The organism is Siccibacter turicensis LMG 23730 (genome assembly GCF_000463155.2).
Taxonomy (GTDB): Bacteria; Pseudomonadota; Gammaproteobacteria; order Enterobacterales; family Enterobacteriaceae; genus Siccibacter; species Siccibacter turicensis.
The window spans coordinates 74547-90895 of sequence record NZ_AWFZ01000006.1; the positions used below are offsets into that span (position 1 = coordinate 74547).

The 16349-nt window shown below is 58.6% G+C and carries 17 protein-coding genes; 13 read left to right on the forward strand and 4 right to left on the reverse strand.

What is annotated here, in order from left to right; translation table 11 throughout:
- The first annotated feature begins 10 nt into the window (after window positions 1-10).
- The 7 genes from ubiJ to DW58_RS01170 all read left to right on the forward strand — a co-directional run bounded on the left by ubiJ (window position 11) and on the right by DW58_RS01170 (window position 5192).
- Window positions 11-616, forward strand: coding sequence for a ubiquinone biosynthesis protein UbiJ (ubiJ, locus tag DW58_RS01140; protein WP_024549052.1), 606 nt, complete (start codon window positions 11-13; stop codon window positions 614-616).
- Window positions 613-2253: a ubiquinone biosynthesis regulatory protein kinase UbiB gene (gene ubiB, locus DW58_RS01145; protein ID WP_024549051.1), complete on the forward strand. Its 1641-nt coding sequence runs from the start codon at window positions 613-615 to the stop codon at window positions 2251-2253. The genes ubiJ and ubiB overlap by 4 nt, the downstream gene beginning before the upstream one ends.
- A 75-nt stretch (window positions 2254-2328) precedes the next feature.
- Entirely contained in the window at window positions 2329-2595 is a 267-nt protein-coding gene (tatA, locus tag DW58_RS01150) for a twin-arginine translocase TatA/TatE family subunit (protein WP_024549050.1), read from the forward strand.
- 3 nt (window positions 2596-2598) lie between these two features.
- Window positions 2599-3159 carry a Sec-independent protein translocase protein TatB gene (tatB, locus tag DW58_RS01155; RefSeq protein WP_024549049.1) on the forward strand — a complete coding sequence of 187 codons (561 nt, stop codon included), beginning with the start codon at window positions 2599-2601 and terminating at the stop codon, window positions 3157-3159.
- A 2-nt stretch (window positions 3160-3161) separates the two neighbouring features.
- Entirely contained in the window at window positions 3162-3935 is a 774-nt protein-coding gene (gene tatC / locus DW58_RS01160) for a Sec-independent protein translocase subunit TatC (RefSeq protein WP_024549048.1), read from the forward strand.
- Between the two features lie 40 nt (window positions 3936-3975).
- A complete protein-coding gene (gene tatD, locus DW58_RS01165; RefSeq protein WP_024549047.1) occupies window positions 3976-4755 on the forward strand; it encodes a 3'-5' ssDNA/RNA exonuclease TatD in 780 nt (259 codons plus the stop codon).
- 104 nt (window positions 4756-4859) lie between these two features.
- On the forward strand, window positions 4860-5192 hold the full coding sequence (locus tag DW58_RS01170) for a glycine zipper family protein (RefSeq protein ID WP_024549046.1): 333 nt from the start codon (window positions 4860-4862) through the stop codon (window positions 5190-5192).
- A gap of 32 nt (window positions 5193-5224) precedes the next feature.
- On the opposite strand, the gene rfaH is transcribed toward DW58_RS01170, so the two are convergent.
- Window positions 5225-5713: a transcription/translation regulatory transformer protein RfaH gene (gene rfaH / locus DW58_RS01175; protein WP_024549045.1), complete on the reverse strand. Its 489-nt coding sequence runs from the start codon at window positions 5711-5713 to the stop codon at window positions 5225-5227.
- A gap of 223 nt (window positions 5714-5936) precedes the next feature.
- On the opposite strand from rfaH, the gene ubiD reads away from it, so the two are divergent.
- Window positions 5937-7412, forward strand: coding sequence for a 4-hydroxy-3-polyprenylbenzoate decarboxylase (ubiD, locus tag DW58_RS01180; protein WP_029696556.1), 1476 nt, complete (start codon window positions 5937-5939; stop codon window positions 7410-7412).
- Between the two features lie 54 nt (window positions 7413-7466).
- Window positions 7467-8168 (forward strand): NAD(P)H-flavin reductase, encoded by a 702-nt coding sequence (fre, locus tag DW58_RS01185; RefSeq protein WP_024549066.1) that lies wholly within the window; start codon window positions 7467-7469, stop codon window positions 8166-8168.
- Window positions 8169-8222: 54 nt separating this feature from the next.
- On the opposite strand, the gene DW58_RS01190 is transcribed toward fre, so the two are convergent.
- From DW58_RS01190 to fadB, 3 genes are all read right to left on the reverse strand, one after another.
- Window positions 8223-8540 carry a hypothetical protein gene (locus tag DW58_RS01190; protein ID WP_024549044.1) on the reverse strand — a complete coding sequence of 106 codons (318 nt, stop codon included), beginning with the start codon at window positions 8538-8540 and terminating at the stop codon, window positions 8223-8225.
- A gap of 146 nt (window positions 8541-8686) precedes the next feature.
- On the reverse strand, window positions 8687-9850 hold the full coding sequence (fadA, locus tag DW58_RS01195; RefSeq protein WP_024549043.1) for an acetyl-CoA C-acyltransferase FadA: 1164 nt from the start codon (window positions 9848-9850) through the stop codon (window positions 8687-8689).
- 10 nt (window positions 9851-9860) lie between these two features.
- On the reverse strand, window positions 9861-12050 hold the full coding sequence (gene fadB / locus DW58_RS01200; protein WP_024549042.1) for a fatty acid oxidation complex subunit alpha FadB: 2190 nt from the start codon (window positions 12048-12050) through the stop codon (window positions 9861-9863).
- 188 nt (window positions 12051-12238) lie between these two features.
- Here fadB and pepQ point away from each other — a divergent pair, with 188 nt between their 5' ends.
- From pepQ to hemG, 4 genes are read left to right on the forward strand one after another with little or no spacing between them, the layout of a single operon-like run.
- The gene (gene pepQ / locus DW58_RS01205; RefSeq protein WP_024549041.1) at window positions 12239-13570 is read left to right on the forward strand and encodes a Xaa-Pro dipeptidase; all 1332 of its coding nucleotides are present in this window, start codon (window positions 12239-12241) and stop codon (window positions 13568-13570) included.
- A complete protein-coding gene (locus DW58_RS01210) occupies window positions 13570-14184 on the forward strand; it encodes an IMPACT family protein (protein ID WP_024549040.1) in 615 nt (204 codons plus the stop codon). The genes pepQ and DW58_RS01210 overlap by 1 nt, the downstream gene beginning before the upstream one ends.
- A gap of 41 nt (window positions 14185-14225) precedes the next feature.
- Complete coding sequence (gene trkH / locus DW58_RS01215; protein WP_024549039.1) at window positions 14226-15677, forward strand: Trk system potassium transporter TrkH; 1452 nt, start codon at window positions 14226-14228, stop codon at window positions 15675-15677.
- Window positions 15678-15689: 12 nt separating this feature from the next.
- On the forward strand, window positions 15690-16235 hold the full coding sequence (gene hemG / locus DW58_RS01220) for a menaquinone-dependent protoporphyrinogen IX dehydrogenase (protein ID WP_024549038.1): 546 nt from the start codon (window positions 15690-15692) through the stop codon (window positions 16233-16235).
- The last annotated feature ends 114 nt before the right edge of the window (window positions 16236-16349 follow it).

Here is a 16349-nt window from a genome sequence, read left to right on the forward strand (position 1 = left end):
GAGAGCGCGGATGCCATTCACACCCCTCATTACGGCCGGCATTGAAGGCGTACTCAATACCTTTCTCTACCAGCCCCGGGCGCTGAAATCACCGCGCCAGCGCCTGCAAGGCAAGGTATTGCGGGTGGTGGTGCAGGAGTTCTCCTCACCGCTGGTGCTGGTGTTCAGCGAGCATCAGGTTGACGTGCTGGCGCAGTGGGAAGGCGAGGCGGACTGTTCGGTGATCACGCGCCTGTCGGTACTGCCTAAGCTGCGCGATAAACAGCAGCTGACCGCGCTTATCCGCAGCGGCGAGCTGGAAGTGCAGGGCGATATTCAGGTAGTACAGAACTTTTCCTCCCTGCTCGACCTGGCGGAATTCTCCGGCGAAGAGTTGCTGGCTCCCTATATCGGCGATGTCGCCGCGCAGGGGCTGGGTAACGTCGTCACCGGTGGGGTAAAAGCCCTCACCCGGCGGGCTAAGCGCAACGAGCGCTACGTCGCTGAGGCGCTGACCGAAGAGTGGCGTCTGGCGCCTGGCCCACTGGAAGTAGCATGGTTTTCTGAAGAGACGTCGGCGCTGGCACGGGCCGTAGACACACTTACCAGCAGGCTGGAAAAACTGGAGGGCAAATGACGCCAGGTGAACTGCGGCGCCTTTACTTCATCATCAAAACGTTCCTGAGTTATGGTCTTGATGAGTTAATTCCCCGTATGCGTATTACGGTCCCGCTCCGCTTGTGGCGCCGTACGCTTTTCTGGATGCCCAACCGTCACAAGGACAAACTGCTGGGTGAGCGGCTACGTCTGGCGCTGCAGGAGCTGGGTCCGGTGTGGATCAAGTTTGGTCAGATGCTCTCTACCCGTCGCGATCTCTTCCCACCGGCCATTGCCGATCAGCTTGCGCTGCTGCAGGACCGGGTCGCGCCGTTTGACGGTCGGCTGGCGAAACAGCAGATTGAAAAATCGATGGGCGATCGGCCTATCGAAGAGTGGTTTGATAATTTTAATATCGAACCGCTGGCCTCCGCGTCTATCGCGCAGGTCCATACCGCGACGCTGAAATCGAACGGCAAAGAGGTGGTGATCAAAGTCATTCGCCCGGATATTTTGCCGGTCATTCGCGCTGACATGAAGCTTATCTACCGTCTGGCACGCTGGGTACCGCGTCTGATGCCGGATGGTCGCCGCCTGCGCCCGCTGGAAGTGGTGCGCGAGTATGAAAAAACGCTGATCGATGAGCTGGATCTGCTGCGCGAATCCGCCAACGCCATTCAGCTGCGCCGTAACTTCGAAAACAGCCCGATGCTTTACGTACCGGAGGTCTACTCCGACTACTGCAGCCCGACCATGATGGTGATGGAGCGTATCTACGGGATCCCGGTGAACGATGTTGCCGCGCTGGAAGCTAACGGCACCGACATGAAGCTGCTTGCCGAACGCGGTGTTCAGGTCTTCTTTACCCAGGTATTCCGCGACAGTTTCTTCCACGGTGACATGCACCCGGGCAACATTTTTGTCAGCTACGAGCATCCTGAAGATCCGCAGTACATCGGTATCGACTGCGGTATTGTCGGCTCGCTCAACAAAGAAGATAAGCGTTACCTGGCGGAAAACTTCATCGCTTTCTTCAATCGCGACTACCGCAAGGTGGCGGAACTGCACGTCGATTCCGGCTGGGTGCCTGCGGATACCAACGTGGAAGAGTTTGAGTTCGCCATTCGTACCGTGTGCGAACCGATTTTTGAAAAGCCGCTGGCTGAAATCTCGTTCGGGCACGTGCTGCTCAACCTGTTCAACACCGCGCGCCGCTTCAATATGGAAGTGCAGCCGCAGCTGGTGCTGCTGCAAAAGACGTTGCTTTACATTGAAGGCGTCGGCAGACAGCTCTATCCGCAGCTTGACCTGTGGAAAACCGCGAAGCCCTTCCTTGAAAGCTGGATTAAAGATCAGGTCGGCCTGCCAGCGTTGATTCGCTCCATTAAGGAAAAAGCGCCGTTCTGGGTAGAGCGGATGCCAGATTTGCCTGAACTTTTCTACGACAGTTTGCGTCAGAGTAAACAACTGCAACAAAGCGTTGATAGAATCGCCAACCAGCAGCAGCGCCAGAACAAACGTCAGGGGCAGTCACGTTACCTGTTTGGCATGGGTGCCATCCTGCTGTTAAGCGCGACGCTGTTGCTGATTAATCGTCCTGACTGGGGCCTGAGCCCACTGTGGTTGATGGGCGCCGGCGCGGTGATTTGGCTCGTCGGCTGGCGTCGCGCCAGCTGAATTTAACGTCGTCATGATCGGATGGGTGCCGTATAATGCGCCATCCGAATTCTTTTTTGCTGTTGTGGAGTATGTATGGGTATTAGCTGGCCGCAGTTACTGATCGTTGCCGTTCTCGTCATTCTGATCTTCGGTACTAAAAAACTGAGCTCGCTGGGTTCTGACCTGGGCTCGTCCATCAAAGGCTTCAAAAAAGCCATCAAAGACGATGACGCGGATAAAGCCGATACGTCCGCGACCGATGCCGATTTCACGACGAAATCCATCGAAGATAAAATTGAAGACAAACCTGAGAGCGTCAATAAAGACGACGTGAAACGCCACGATAAAGAGCAGGTGTAAGTCGTGTTTGATATTGGTTTTGGCGAACTGCTGCTGGTTTTTGTCATCGGCCTGATTGTACTCGGCCCCCAGCGTCTGCCCGTAGCAGTGAAAACCGTTGCCGGCTGGGTGCGCGCCCTGCGTTCGCTGGCGACCACCGTGCAGAACGAGCTGAGCCAGGAACTGAAACTCCAGGAGTTTCAGGACAGCCTTAAAAAGGTTGAGAAAGCGAGCATGGACAGCCTGACGCCAGAACTTAAGGCGTCAATGGACGAGCTTCGTCAGGCGGCGGATTCCATGAAGCGCTCGTACAGCGCTAACGATCCGGAGAAGGACAGCGATGAAGCGCACACTATCCATAATCCGGTGGTTAAGGGCAGCGAGGCTGAACATGAAGGCGTGACGCCGGGCAGCGCCGATCGCGTGGCGGTAGCAACGGAGCAGGCACCCGCCGAACCGACCGTCGAGGACGTGAAGCAGGCAGCGCCTGTCGCCGCGACCACGAGCGTTGAGCCAGCCGCAAAGCCGGCGGCCTCGCCGTCAACATCCCCGTCTCCCACTCCCTCAACGAGCGATAAAGCATAAACATGGCTGTTGAAGATACCCAACCGCTAATCAGCCACCTCATTGAGCTGCGTAAGCGACTACTAAACTGCATTGTGGCCGTGCTGGCCATCTTTCTGGCACTGGTCTATTTCGCCAACGATATCTATCAGATCGTTTCCGAACCGCTCATCAGCAAAATGCCGTTAGGCTCGACGATGATTGCCACCGACGTGGCGTCACCGTTCTTCACGCCTATCAAGCTGACCATGATGGTCTCGGTGATCCTTTCCGCGCCGGTGCTGCTCTACCAGGTATGGGCATTTATCGCCCCGGCGCTGTACCGGCATGAACGCCGACTGGTGATCCCGCTGCTGGTCTCCAGTACGCTGCTGTTTTATCTCGGTATGGCCTTCGCCTATTTCGTGGTCTTCCCGCTGGCGTTTGGCTTCCTGACCCATACCGCACCGATTGGCGTGGTGGTATCCACCGATATCGCCAGCTATCTCGACTTTGTGATGGCGCTGTTCATGGCGTTTGGCGTGTCGTTCGAGGTGCCGGTCGCCATTGTGCTGCTGTGCTGGGTCGGCGTAACAACACCTGCGGACCTGAAAACCAAGCGTCCTTACGTGCTGGTGGGGGCGTTCGTTGTCGGTATGCTGCTTACGCCGCCGGACGTGTTCTCCCAGACGCTGCTGGCGATCCCCATGTACTGCCTGTTTGAAGTGGGCGTGTTCTTCGCCCGTTTCTATGTCGGGAAAGGGCGCCGGGATGAGCCGGAAGAGGCTGAGCAGCAGGCTACGCCGCCACAAGAGTAAATCTAACCGCCCGTCAGGGCGGTTTTTACAGGTAACGACCATGTTTGATATCGGTGTAAATCTTACCAGCGGGCAATTTGATAAGGATCGCGATGACGTGGTCGCCCGGGCCAGCGCTGCGGGCGTGACCGGCATGCTGATCACCGGCACCAACTTGCCGGAAAGCCAGCAGGCCGCGGAGCTGGCCACGCACTACCCTGACTGCTGGTCTACCGCCGGGGTGCATCCCCATGACAGCAGCAGCTGGGATGCGAACAGCGCCCAGGCGCTGCGTGCGCTGGCTGCCCTGTCGCAGGTAGTGGCGATTGGCGAGTGCGGGCTGGATTTTAACCGTAACTTTTCAACGCCCGACGAGCAGGAACGGGCGTTCAGCGCGCAGCTGGCGCTGGCCGCCGAGCTGGGAATGCCGGTATTTATGCACTGTCGCGAGGCCCATGCGCGTTTTCTGGCCCTGCTCGATCCCTGGCTCGATAAGCTCCCCGGCGCGGTGCTGCACTGTTTTACCGGGTCGGCCGAAGAGGCGCAGGCGTGCCTGAACCGCGGGCTTTATTTGGGCATTACCGGCTGGGTATGCGACGAACGCCGTGGGCTTGAGCTGCGTGAGCTGCTGCCGCTTATCCCGGCTGACCGGCTCATGCTGGAAACCGACGCGCCCTGGCTGCTGCCGCGGGATCTGCGTCCGAAGCCGGCGTCCCGCCGTAACGAACCCTGCCATTTGCCGCATATTCTGCAGCAGGTGGCGCACTGGCGCGGCGAAGACCCGCAGGCGCTGGCAGAGATCACCCGCGCTAACGTAATGCGGCTGTTTTTCAACCGCTAGCGCTATCACATCCGAACCTAAATCCCTGCCCGAGCGGTATGCTATTCTCGCGCGGCAGGGGCTGTCCCTGCCACGTTCAGCATCTCGTCATAACAGGGAAATCTATGAAACGTAAAGCGATTGGGATAATCGTGCTGTCTGCGCTCTTGTGTGGGCAGGCGTTGGCTATCGACAAAACCGCAACCGGAGCGTTACTGGGCGCCACCGCAGGGGCGGTAGCCGGTAAAAACGTAAAAAGCGCGGTCGGGGGCGCGGTGGTCGGTGCAGGCACCGGTGCCATGTTCAAGCATGGCGATAAGGGCAAAGCGGCACGCAAGGGCGGCGCAGTGGGCGCGGTCGTGGGTGCAGGCGCCGCGGCGGTAACGGGCAAAAGCGTGTTAAAAGGCGCAGCGCTTGGGGCTGGCGCAGGCGGCGTAATTGGTGAAGCAACCCATTGACACTCGAAGGCCCGGTCAACCGGGCCTTTTTGTCAGATCTTTTTAAACTCGGTATTTCTGACGCTCTGCAACACCTCTTTATTCAGGAAGTTAAGCAGCAGCATCGAGCGTGCTTCGCCATCCGGTTCGGTGAAGATCGCCTCCAGCCCTTTGAACGCCCCTTCGGTAATCATCACCGTATCCCCTGGCCACGGCGTCTGCTCGTCCAACACGTTTTCAGGCTGATACTCCATCAGCTGCTGAATAACGGTGGGCGGTACCACGGCTGGCTGGGCACCAAAACGCACAAAGTGGCTGACGCCGCGCGTGGCGCTGATAGTGGTGGTATGGATAGTTTCGGGGTCGAAATTGACGAACAGATAATTAGGGAACAGCGGCTCACTGACTGCGGTTCGCTTACCGCGCACGATTTTCTCCAGCACGATCATCGGCGTCAGGCATGAGACCTGCTGACGTTCAAGATGCTCTTTTGCCCGCTGCAACTGCCCGCGTTTGCAATACAGGAGATACCAGGATTCCATAATGTCTCTTTTCCGGATGACAGGCGCGAAAGAATAACAAAACGCGTCGCGCTGAGGTAGTGAGAACAGTATATACCCGTCATACTTCGCGATGCAGTATCCCCGGGATGCCGGTCAGGACGCGGGTTCGTGCCGCGTTGTCACGTCTAATTAACAAAAATACAGCATGGCTGCGATGAACACCGTATAATGGTAAGCCAGCAAAGAGGCCACGAAAAACTGCATGAAATACCACGATCTACGCGATTTTCTTGCGCTGCTTGAGCAGCAGGGCGAACTCAAACGCATTGCCATTCCGGTCGATCCGCATCTTGAGATGACGGAGATTGCCGATCGCACGCTGCGTGCAGGCGGTCCTGCGCTGCTGTTCGAAAACCCGAAGGGGTACGACATGCCGGTTCTGTGCAACCTGTTCGGCACGCCAAAGCGCGTGGCGATGGGCATGGGGCAGGATGACGTCACGGCGCTGCGTGAAGTGGGTAAGCTGCTGGCGTTTCTGAAAGAGCCGGAACCGCCGCGCGGTTTCCGCGATCTGTTCGACAAGCTGCCGCAGTTTAAGCAGGTCCTCAATATGCCGACCAAACGTCTGCGTAGCGCCCCCTGTCAGGAAGTGGTGCTGGAGGGCGATGCGGTCGATCTGACGCGCATTCCGGTAATGCAGTGCTGGCCGGGCGACGTGGCGCCGCTGATTACCTGGGGATTGACCGTCAGCCGGGGTCCGCACAAAGAGCGTCAGAACCTGGGCATTTACCGTCAACAGGTGATCGGCAAAAACAAACTCATCATGCGCTGGCTCTCGCATCGCGGCGGCGCGCTTGATTTCCAGGAGTGGTGCGCGGCCCATCCGGGCGAACGTTTCCCGGTCTCGGTTGCGCTCGGTGCCGACCCTGCGACGATCCTGGGCGCGGTCACGCCGGTGCCGGACACGCTCTCCGAATACGCCTTTGCCGGCCTGCTGCGCGGCACGAAAACCGAAGTTGTGAAGTGCATTTCCAACGATCTGGAAGTGCCGGCCAGCGCGGAGATCGTGCTGGAGGGCTATATCGAGCCGGGAGAGATGGCGCCGGAAGGCCCGTACGGTGACCACACCGGTTACTACAATGAAGTGGACAGCTTCCCGGTCTTTACCGTCACCCACATTACCCAGCGTAAAGACGCCATTTACCACTCTACCTATACCGGTCGTCCACCGGATGAACCGGCGGTGCTGGGCGTGGCGCTCAACGAAGTGCTGGTGCCGATTCTGCAAAAGCAGTTCCCGGAAATTATCGACTTCTATCTGCCGCCGGAAGGCTGTTCCTACCGTCTGGCGGTCGTTACCATCAAGAAACAGTATGCCGGCCACGCGAAGCGCGTGATGTTTGGCGTCTGGTCGTTCCTGCGCCAGTTCATGTACACCAAGTTCGTGATTGTCTGCGATGATGACGTTAATGCCCGCGACTGGAATGACGTTATCTGGGCCATTACGACGCGAATGGACCCGGCGCGTGATACGGTGATGGTCGAAAACACGCCTATCGATTATCTCGATTTTGCCTCCCCGGTCTCCGGGCTGGGGTCGAAGATGGGGATGGATGCCACCAATAAATGGCCAGGCGAGACGCAGCGCGAATGGGGTACGCCCATCAAAAAAGACCCGGATGTGGTCGCGCGTATCGACGCTATCTGGGATGAACTGGCTATATTTGATTTACGGTAAGCGCTGTCGCGCTATCGTTGTGCTTACGTTTTTTTCACCCGACAGAGGGAACGCATGACAACCTTAAGCTGTAAAGTGACCTCGGTAGATGCCATTACGGATACGGTATACCGCGTCCGTTTAGTACCCGAGGCCGCGTTTTCATTCCGCGCCGGACAGTATTTGATGGTGGTAATGGATGAGCGCGACAAGCGTCCCTTCTCCATGGCATCCACCCCGAGCGAGCAGGAGTTTATCGAACTGCATATCGGGGCATCTGAGCTTAACCTCTACGCGATGGCGGTCATGGACCGTATCCTGAAGGACCGTGAGATTGTCGTCGACATTCCCCACGGTGATGCCTGGCTGCGCGACGAGGATGACCGTCCGCTGATCCTTATCGCTGGCGGCACCGGCTTCTCCTATGTGCGTTCCATTCTGCTCACCGCGCTGTCCCGTAATCCGGATCGCGACATCACCATTTACTGGGGCGGCCGTGAAGCAAAACACCTGTACGATCTTTCCGAACTGGAAGCGCTGGCGCTCAAGCACCCGAAACTGCGCGTCGAGCCGGTGGTCGAGCAGCCGCATGACGCGTGGCGCGGCCGCTCCGGAACGGTGCTGACCGCGGTGATGCAGGATTTTGGCACGCTAGCCGGACACGATATTTATATCGCCGGTCGTTTCGAAATGGCGAAAATCGCCCGCGACTTGTTCTGCAACGAGCGCGGTGCACGTGAAGACCGCCTGTTCGGCGACGCCTTCTCGTTCCTCTGATTCCCCCGGGCGTCAGGCAGGGAGGCTCGCGCAGCGTGGTCTCCCTGCTGAACGCTACGCCCGCGGTTCAATATAGACATACAGCGGCGTATCGCCGTTAAGCAGACACAGCATTTTGCCGCTGACGCCTTGCTTGTCGCGCAGCGCCGCCAGCAGCTCTGTTGCCACCGGTTGCCTGCCCACGTACCCGTCGTAGCGGTTTATCACCACGTCTTGCTCATCAATACGCGACGCGTTCAGGCGCGCCAGAACGTCTCTGTTCTGCGCCATCTGCGCTTTTCCGTAGTCAAGACAGCGCCGGGCAAGTGAAGGGGTATCGGCCCAGGCCGGGGTGCAGAGGCAGAGTGTGAGCAGGGCGGTGATGTGTTTCATGGTCGAATCCGGTTGAAAGGGTGACGCGGATAAACTGCCATGAGCCAGTTGCGGATCCCACCACGTGATTTTCTGAAATAAAAAACCCGCCCCTGACGGGCGGGAAAGACGGCAACTAACCGTTGTTATCCAGAAGCAACGCGGATTTATACCCGCTCAAATACCGTGGCAATGCCCTGGCCGAGGCCAATACACATGGTCGCCAGACCAAACTGGGCATCTTTCCGCTCCATCAGGTTGATAAGCGTGGTGCTGATGCGCGCCCCGGAGCAGCCGAGCGGGTGGCCCAGCGCAATGGCGCCGCCGTTAAGGTTAATTTTGCTGTCGATCTGTTCCATCAGCCCAAGATCCTTGATGCACGGCAGGATCTGCGCGGCAAAGGCCTCGTTCATTTCGAACAGGTCAATATCGCTGGCGCTGAGCCCGGCTTTCTTCAACGCCAGTTTTGAGGCCGGCACCGGGCCATAGCCCATGATTGACGGATCGCAGCCTACCACCGCCATTGAGCGAATCACCGCGCGCGGTTTCAGGCCAAGCTCGCGGGCGTGGCTTTCACTCATCACCAGCATCGCCGCCGCGCCGTCGGACAGAGCCGACGAGGTGCCCGCCGTCACGGTGCCGTTTACCGGGTCGAACGCCGGTCGTAACGCCGCCAGGCTTTCAACGCTGGTTTCCGGGCGGATAACCTCGTCGTAGTCGTAACGCTTCAGGACGCCATCGGCATCATGACCGCTGGTCGGGACAATCTCGTTTTTGAACGCGCCGGACTGGGTCGCGGCCCACGCCCGCTGGTGTGAGCGGGCGGCGAAGGCGTCCTGCATTTCGCGGTTGATGCCGTGCATCCGCGACAGCATCTCCGCCGTCAGCCCCATCATTCCTGCCGCTTTCGCCACGTTGCGGCTCAGGCCCGGATGAAAATCAACGCCGTGGCTCATCGGCACGTGGCCCATATGCTCTACGCCGCCTACCATGCAGACCTGCGCATCGCCGGTCATGATCATACGCGCGGCGTCGTGCAGCGCCTGCATAGAGGAGCCGCACAGCCGGTTGACCGTCACCGCCGGTACGGCATGCGGGATCTCCGCCAGCAGGGCGGCGTTGCGCGCAATATTGAAGCCCTGCTCCAGCGTCTGCTGGACACAGCCCCAGTAGATGTCATCGATAGCGCTGGCTTCCAGCTGCGGATTGCGCGACAGCAGGCTGCGCATCAGGTGCGCCGACAGATCCTCCGCCCTGACGTGGCGGAACGCGCCCCCTTTTGAGCGGCCCATCGGGGTGCGAATCGCATCAACTATTACTACCTTTTCCATACGTCGCTCCTTAAGCCGTTTTCAGGTTGCCAACGGGACGGGCTACGTCCACCGGTGGATACCAGGTATCGTTACTGCGGGCCTTATCGCGCAGGCTGGCGGGTACGTCGTAAAGCGGGCCGAGCTGCTGATACTGCTGCGCCATGTCGAGATAGCGGGCGTTGCCCTGGGTATCAAGCCAGCGGAAAGCGCCGCCGTGGAACGGCGGGAAGCCGAGGCCGTACACCAGCGCCATGTCGGCTTCCGCCGGGCTGGCGATAATGCCTTCCTCAAGACAACGCACCACTTCGTTGACCATCGGGATCATCATGCGGGCGATGATCTCCGCGTCGCTGAAGTCGCGCTGCGGCTGGCTGACGTCGGCCAGCAGGCTGTCTACCGCGCTGTCTTCCTCTTTCTTCGGCTTGCCTTTACTGTCTTCTTTATAGCGCCAGAAGCCCAGGCCGTTTTTCTGTCCGAAGCGGCTGGCGTCAAACAGCGCGTCGATAGCATCGTGATAATCTTTCTGCATACGCGCCGGGAAGCCCGCGGCCATCACGGCCTGCGCATGGTGCGCGGTATCAATCCCCACCACGTCCAGCAAATAGGCTGGGCCCATCGGCCAGCCGAACTGCTTCTCCATGACCCGGTCGATTTTGCGGAAGTCCGCGCCGTCGCGCAGCAGCTGGCTGAAGCCGGCGAAATAGGGGAACAGCACGCGGTTTACGAAGAAGCCGGGGCAGTCATTGACTACGATCGGCGTTTTACCCATTTTGCTCGCCCAGGCCACCACGGTGGCAATCGTCGCGTCCGAGGTTTTCTCTCCGCGGATTACTTCTACCAGCGGCATGCGATGCACCGGGTTGAAGAAGTGCATGCCGCAGAAGTTTTCCGGACGCGTCAGCACGCTGGCCAGCTCGCTAATCGGGATGGTCGAGGTATTGGACGCGAGAACGGTGTCCGGGCGCACTTTCGCTTCGGTTTCGGCCAGTACCGCTTTTTTGACTTTCGGGTTTTCCACCACCGCTTCAACCACTACGTCCACGCGTTCAAACCCGGCGTAGTCCAGGGTCGGATGAATCGTGCCGATCACGCCCGCGAGCTTCAGACCGTCGATTTTGCCGCGCTCCAGCTGTTTGTTAAGCAGCTTACCGGCCTCGTTCATCCCAAGGGTAAGGGACTTCTCGTTAATGTCTTTCATGATCACCGGCACGCCTTTCCAGGCAGACTGGTAAGCGATACCGCCGCCCATAATCCCGGCGCCCAGCACCGCAGCCTGTTTCGGGGTCTCGGTCTCTTTGGTCAGCTTCTTCGCTTTGCCTTTGACGTACTGGTCATTGAGGAAGATACCAACCAGCGCCCGGGCTTCGTTCGAGCGCGCCAGCGGTACAAAGCTGTCGTTTTCCAGCTTCAGCGCGTCGTCACGGCCAAGCCCGGCGGCGGCTTCAATGGTTTTCACCGCGGTCAGGGGGGCGGGATAGTGCTTACCGGCAGTCTGCATCACCATGCTTTTGGCGATAGTAAAGCTCATGGCCGCTTCAATTCTGCTGAGCTTCAGCGGCTCCAGCTTCGGCTGGCGATGGGCTTTCCAGTCCAGCTCGCCGTTGATGGCCTGACGCAGCACCGCCAGCGCGCCGTCGCGCAGCTTCTCCGCTTTCACCACGCCGTCCACCAGGCCAATTTTTAGCGCCTGGTCGGCTGAAACGTCTTTACCGGCGGCGATAATTTCCAGCGCGCTGTCCGCACCCAGCAGGCGCGGCAGACGTACCGAACCGCCAAAGCCCGGCATAATGCCAAGTTTGGTTTCCGGCAGGCCAATACGCGCATCCGGCGTTGCCAGACGGAAATCGGTGGCGAGAACGCATTCGCAGCCGCCGCCGAGCGCATAACCGTTGATGGCCGTGAGGGTTGGCACCGGCAGATCTTCAAGGCGGTTGAACACGCTGTTGGCGAAATGCAGCCACTCACTAAGCTGCGCGGCCGGCACCTGGAACAGGCCAAGAAATTCGGTGATATCGGCACCCACGATAAAGGCCGCTTTTTCAGAACGCAGCAGCAGCCCTTTTAAATCTGTTTGCTTTTCAAGCACGTCCAGCGCATGGCCGAGGCTGGCCACCGTGGCAGTATCAAGTTTGTTAACCGAGCCGGGGGCGTCGAACACCAGTTCAGCAATGCCGTCTTCCAGCCAGTCGAGGTACAGGGTGTCGCCTTTGTAAAGCATGTCAGTCTCCTGAATCCGCAAGGGATCTGGTCATACCAGATGAAGCGGAGTGTGGATTTGATGTTAATGAAATGCAAATTTCTGTTTAAATTTTTGCTGCGTCGATCACGAACCGTCGAAATGCGCGGGTGCGCAAGACGGTGTGCTAAGATGCGGAAATTCAGGGTCACTACAGAGAAGGGTAAAAAATGGAATCACTGGCCGCTCTATATAAAAATCATATTGTTACCTTGCAAGAACGTACGCGCGATGCGTTGAGCCGCAGCAAGCTGGATGCGCTGCTGATCCACTCCGGCGAACTGATGAACGTCTTCCTCGACGACCACGCCTATCCCTTTAAAGTGAACCCGCAGTTCAAAGCCTGGGTACCGGTAACGCAGGTGCCGAACTGCTGGCTGCTGGTGGACGGCGTCAATAAACCCAGGCTCTGGTTCTATCTGCCGGTGGATTACTGGCACAACGTTGAACCGCTGCCGGAGTCCTTCTGGACCAATGAAATTGAGATTATTGCCCTGCCAAAAGCGGACGGCATCGCCAGCCAGCTTCCGGCCTCCCGCGGCAATATCGGCTATATTGGGCCCGTGCCGGAGCGCGCCTTGCAGCTGGATATCAGCGCGGCGAACGTGAACCCGAAAGCGGTCATTGATTTCCTGCACTATCACCGCTCGTATAAAACCGATTATGAACTGGCGTGCATGCGTGAAGCTCAGAAGACCGCGGTGGTGGGCCATCAGGCCGCGCACGAAGCGTTTCTCTCCGGCATGAGCGAGTTCGATATCAACCAGGCGTATCTCACCGCTACCGGTCACCGCGATACCGACGTGCCTTACGGCAATATCGTGGCGCTCAATGAACACGCCGCTGTACTGCACTACACCACGTTGCAGCATCGCGCGCCGTCTGAGATGCGCAGTTTCCTGCTGGATGCCGGCGCCGAGTACAACGGCTATGCCGCGGACCTGACCCGTACCTGGGCGGCAAACAGCGAGAGCGACTTCGCGCAGCTGATTAAAGACGTGAATGAGGAGCAGCTGGCGCTCATCGCGACGCTCAAGGCCGGGGTGCGCTATACCGATTACCATGTCCAGTTCCATCAGCGCATTGCGAAGCTGCTGCGCCGTCATCAAATCATCACCGATATCAGCGAAGAGGCGATGGTGGAGAACGACCTGACCGGGCCGTTCATGCCGCACGGGCTGGGGCATCCGCTGGGGCTGCAGGTGCATGACGTTGCGGGCTTTATGCAGGACGACACCGGTACGCACCTTGCCGCACCGTCAAAGTACCCCTACCTGCGTTGCACCCGTATTCTGGAGCCGCGGATGGTGCTGACCATCGAGCCGGGGATCTACTTTATTGAATCACTGCTGAAATCCTGGCGTGAAGGCCCGTTCAGCAAGCACTTCAACTGGCAGAAGATCGAAGCCCTGAAACCTTACGGTGGTATCCGTATAGAAGATAACGTCGTGATCTATGATAACAGCATCGAAAACATGACGCGGGATTTGAAGCTCGCGTAATGGACGGCTGGCTTATTCCGGCCCAGCCGGTCACCTTCACTGAAGAGATAAAGAGAAGCCGCTTTATCACGCTGTTGGGACATACCGACGGCGTGGAGGCGGCGAAGGCTTTTGTGGAGGCGGCACGCGCGGCGCACCCGGATGCGCGCCACCACTGCGTCGCCTGGGTTGCCGGTCCGCCTGACGACTCGCAGCAGCTCGGGTTTTCCGATGATGGTGAGCCGGCGGGAACCGCCGGAAAACCCATGCTCGCCCAGCTTATGGGCAGCGGCGTGGGGGAGATCACCGCCGTGGTGGTGCGCTACTACGGCGGCGTGCTGCTGGGTACCGGCGGGCTGGTCAAGGCCTATGGCGGCGGCGTGCAGCAGGCGCTCAACCTGCTGACGACGCAGCGCAAAGTGCCGCTGACCGAATATACTTTGCGATGTGATTACGCGCAGCTTGCTGGCATCGAGACGCTGCTCAAACAGCATGAGGGGCTGATTGTGCACAGCGACTTTCTGGTAGACGTCACCCTGCGCGTTGCGCTCCCTGCATCTGTTCTGCCCGCCTTTTCGGCAAAGCTCGCTGATTTTAGCCGTGGCGCATTGCATTTGGTTCCGATTGAACAATAATCCCCCCTCCCATATTTTCCATTTCAAAGGAAGCGTCTGAAATGCATTTTCGCGCCATAACCCGAATCGTTGGATTACTGGTTATCCTTTTCTCCGGAACGATGATCCTTCCCGGGCTGGTGGCGTTGCTCTACCGGGACGGCGCAGGGCGCGCGTTCACCCAGACGTTTTTTGTCGCGCTGGCCATTGGTTCTCTGCTGTGGTGGCCTAACCGCCGCGAAAAAGGCGAGCTGAAGTCGCGCGAAGGCTTTCTGATTGTGGTGCTGTTCTGGACCGTGCTGGGAAGCGTGGGGGCACTGCCCTTCATCTTCGCCGAACGCCCCAACCTGACCATCACCGACGCGTTCTTCGAATCCTTCTCCGGATTGACCACCACGGGCGCCACGACGCTGGTGGGGTTGGACACGCTGCCGCACGCCATTCTGTTTTATCGTCAAATGCTGCAGTGGTTTGGCGGGATGGGGATCATCGTGCTGGCGGTAGCGATACTGCCGATTCTTGGCGTCGGGGGGATGCAGCTCTACCGCGCTGAAATGCCGGGGCCGCTTAAGGACAATAAAATGCGTCCGCGTATCGCCGAGACGGCGAAAACGCTGTGGCTTATTTACGTGCTGCTGACGGTTGCCTGCGCGCTGGCGCTCTGGTTTGCCGGAATGCCGGCCTTCGATGCCATCGGCCACAGCTTTTCCACCATTGCTATCGGTGGGTTCTCGACCCACGACGCCAGCGTCGGCTATTTCAACAGCCCGACCATTAACACGATTATCGCCATCTTCCTGCTGATTTCCGGCTGTAACTACGGGCTGCACTTCTCTTTATTAAGCGGCCGTAATCTGAAGGTGTACTGGCGTGACCCGGAATTCCGTATGTTTATCGGCGTGCAGCTGACGCTGGTATTCATCTGTACGCTGGTGCTCTATTTCCACAGCGTCTATGAAAGCGCGGTCACGACGGTCAACCAGGCGTTCTTCCAGGTGGTATCGATGGCGACCACCGCCGGGTTTACCACCGACAGCATTGCGAAATGGCCGCTCTTCCTGCCAGTGCTGCTGCTATGCTCGGCGTTTATCGGCGGCTGCGCCGGGTCGACCGGCGGCGGGCTGAAGGTGATTCGCATCCTGCTGCTGTTCAAACAGGGGAACCGCGAGCTGAAACGTCTGGTGCATCCCAACGCCGTATACAGCATTAAGCTCGGCAACCGTGCGCTTCCCGAACGTATCCTCGAAGCGGTGTGGGGGTTCTTTTCCGCCTATGCGCTGGTGTTCATTGTCAGCATGCTCGCCATCATCGCCACCGGCGTCGATGATTTCTCGGCGTTTGCCTCCGTGGTGGCAACGCTCAATAACCTTGGCCCCGGCCTTGGCGTGGTGGCGGACAACTTCGCCAGCATGAACCCCACGGCCAAGTGGATCCTGATTGCCAATATGTTATTCGGCCGTCTCGAAGTGTTTACCCTGCTGGTGCTGTTTACCCCAACCTTCTGGCGCGAATAAATGGAGAGTACTGTGACGACCCTGATTCTGTTTTCTACCCGCGATGGGCAGACCCGCGATATCGCGGCGTCTATTACTGATGAACTCACCGCCCAGGGCGTAGCAAGCGAGACCGTCGACCTGCACAGCGCCGGTGCGATTGACTGGCAGCGTTACAGCAGCGTGGTGATTGGCGCATCGATTCGCTACGGACGCTTCCATCCTTCCCTGATGCGTTTTGTGACGCATCACGCCGAGGCGCTTAATGCGTTACCGGGGGCATTCTTCTCGGTGAACCTGGTGGCCCGTAAAGCGGACAAGCGCACGCCGGAAACTAACAGCTATACGCGTAAGTTTCTTGAAGCCTCGCCGTGGCAGCCGCAGCACGCAGCGGTGTTCGCCGGAGCGCTGCGCTATCCACGTTACAGCTGGTATGACCGCATGATGATTCGCTTCATTATGAAGATGACCGGCGGCGAAACGGATACCTCTAAGGAAGTGGTGTACACCGACTGGGGGCAAGTGAAGGGTTTTGCGCAGGATATCGTTCGTTTAGCGCGCAATTCGTCGTTAAACTAAACGTATTGCGTGAAAATCAAGCGAACGAAAACTTTTTTAGGATTTCCTCTTGTCAGCCTCCGAAAACTCCCTATAATGCGCCTCCACTGACACGGAACAACGGCTTACAGGCCA

Excerpts from the sequence above, each read along its gene's own strand:
- ubiJ (WP_024549052.1), top strand. The coding sequence starts at position 11 with ATGCCATTCACACCCCTCATTACGGCCGGCATTGAAGGCGTACTCAAT.
- ubiB (WP_024549051.1), top strand. The coding sequence starts at position 613 with ATGACGCCAGGTGAACTGCGGCGCCTTTACTTCATCATCAAAACGTTC.
- tatA (WP_024549050.1), top strand. The coding sequence starts at position 2,329 with ATGGGTATTAGCTGGCCGCAGTTACTGATCGTTGCCGTTCTCGTCATT.
- tatC (WP_024549048.1), top strand. The coding sequence starts at position 3,162 with ATGGCTGTTGAAGATACCCAACCGCTAATCAGCCACCTCATTGAGCTG.
- tatD (WP_024549047.1), top strand. The coding sequence starts at position 3,976 with ATGTTTGATATCGGTGTAAATCTTACCAGCGGGCAATTTGATAAGGAT.
- DW58_RS01170 (WP_024549046.1), top strand. The coding sequence starts at position 4,860 with ATGAAACGTAAAGCGATTGGGATAATCGTGCTGTCTGCGCTCTTGTGT.
- rfaH (WP_024549045.1), bottom strand. The coding sequence starts at position 5,713 with ATGGAATCCTGGTATCTCCTGTATTGCAAACGCGGGCAGTTGCAGCGG.
- ubiD (WP_029696556.1), top strand. The coding sequence starts at position 5,937 with ATGAAATACCACGATCTACGCGATTTTCTTGCGCTGCTTGAGCAGCAG.
- fre (WP_024549066.1), top strand. The coding sequence starts at position 7,467 with ATGACAACCTTAAGCTGTAAAGTGACCTCGGTAGATGCCATTACGGAT.
- DW58_RS01190 (WP_024549044.1), bottom strand. The coding sequence starts at position 8,540 with ATGAAACACATCACCGCCCTGCTCACACTCTGCCTCTGCACCCCGGCC.
- fadA (WP_024549043.1), bottom strand. The coding sequence starts at position 9,850 with ATGGAAAAGGTAGTAATAGTTGATGCGATTCGCACCCCGATGGGCCGC.
- fadB (WP_024549042.1), bottom strand. The coding sequence starts at position 12,050 with ATGCTTTACAAAGGCGACACCCTGTACCTCGACTGGCTGGAAGACGGC.
- pepQ (WP_024549041.1), top strand. The coding sequence starts at position 12,239 with ATGGAATCACTGGCCGCTCTATATAAAAATCATATTGTTACCTTGCAA.
- DW58_RS01210 (WP_024549040.1), top strand. The coding sequence starts at position 13,570 with ATGGACGGCTGGCTTATTCCGGCCCAGCCGGTCACCTTCACTGAAGAG.
- trkH (WP_024549039.1), top strand. The coding sequence starts at position 14,226 with ATGCATTTTCGCGCCATAACCCGAATCGTTGGATTACTGGTTATCCTT.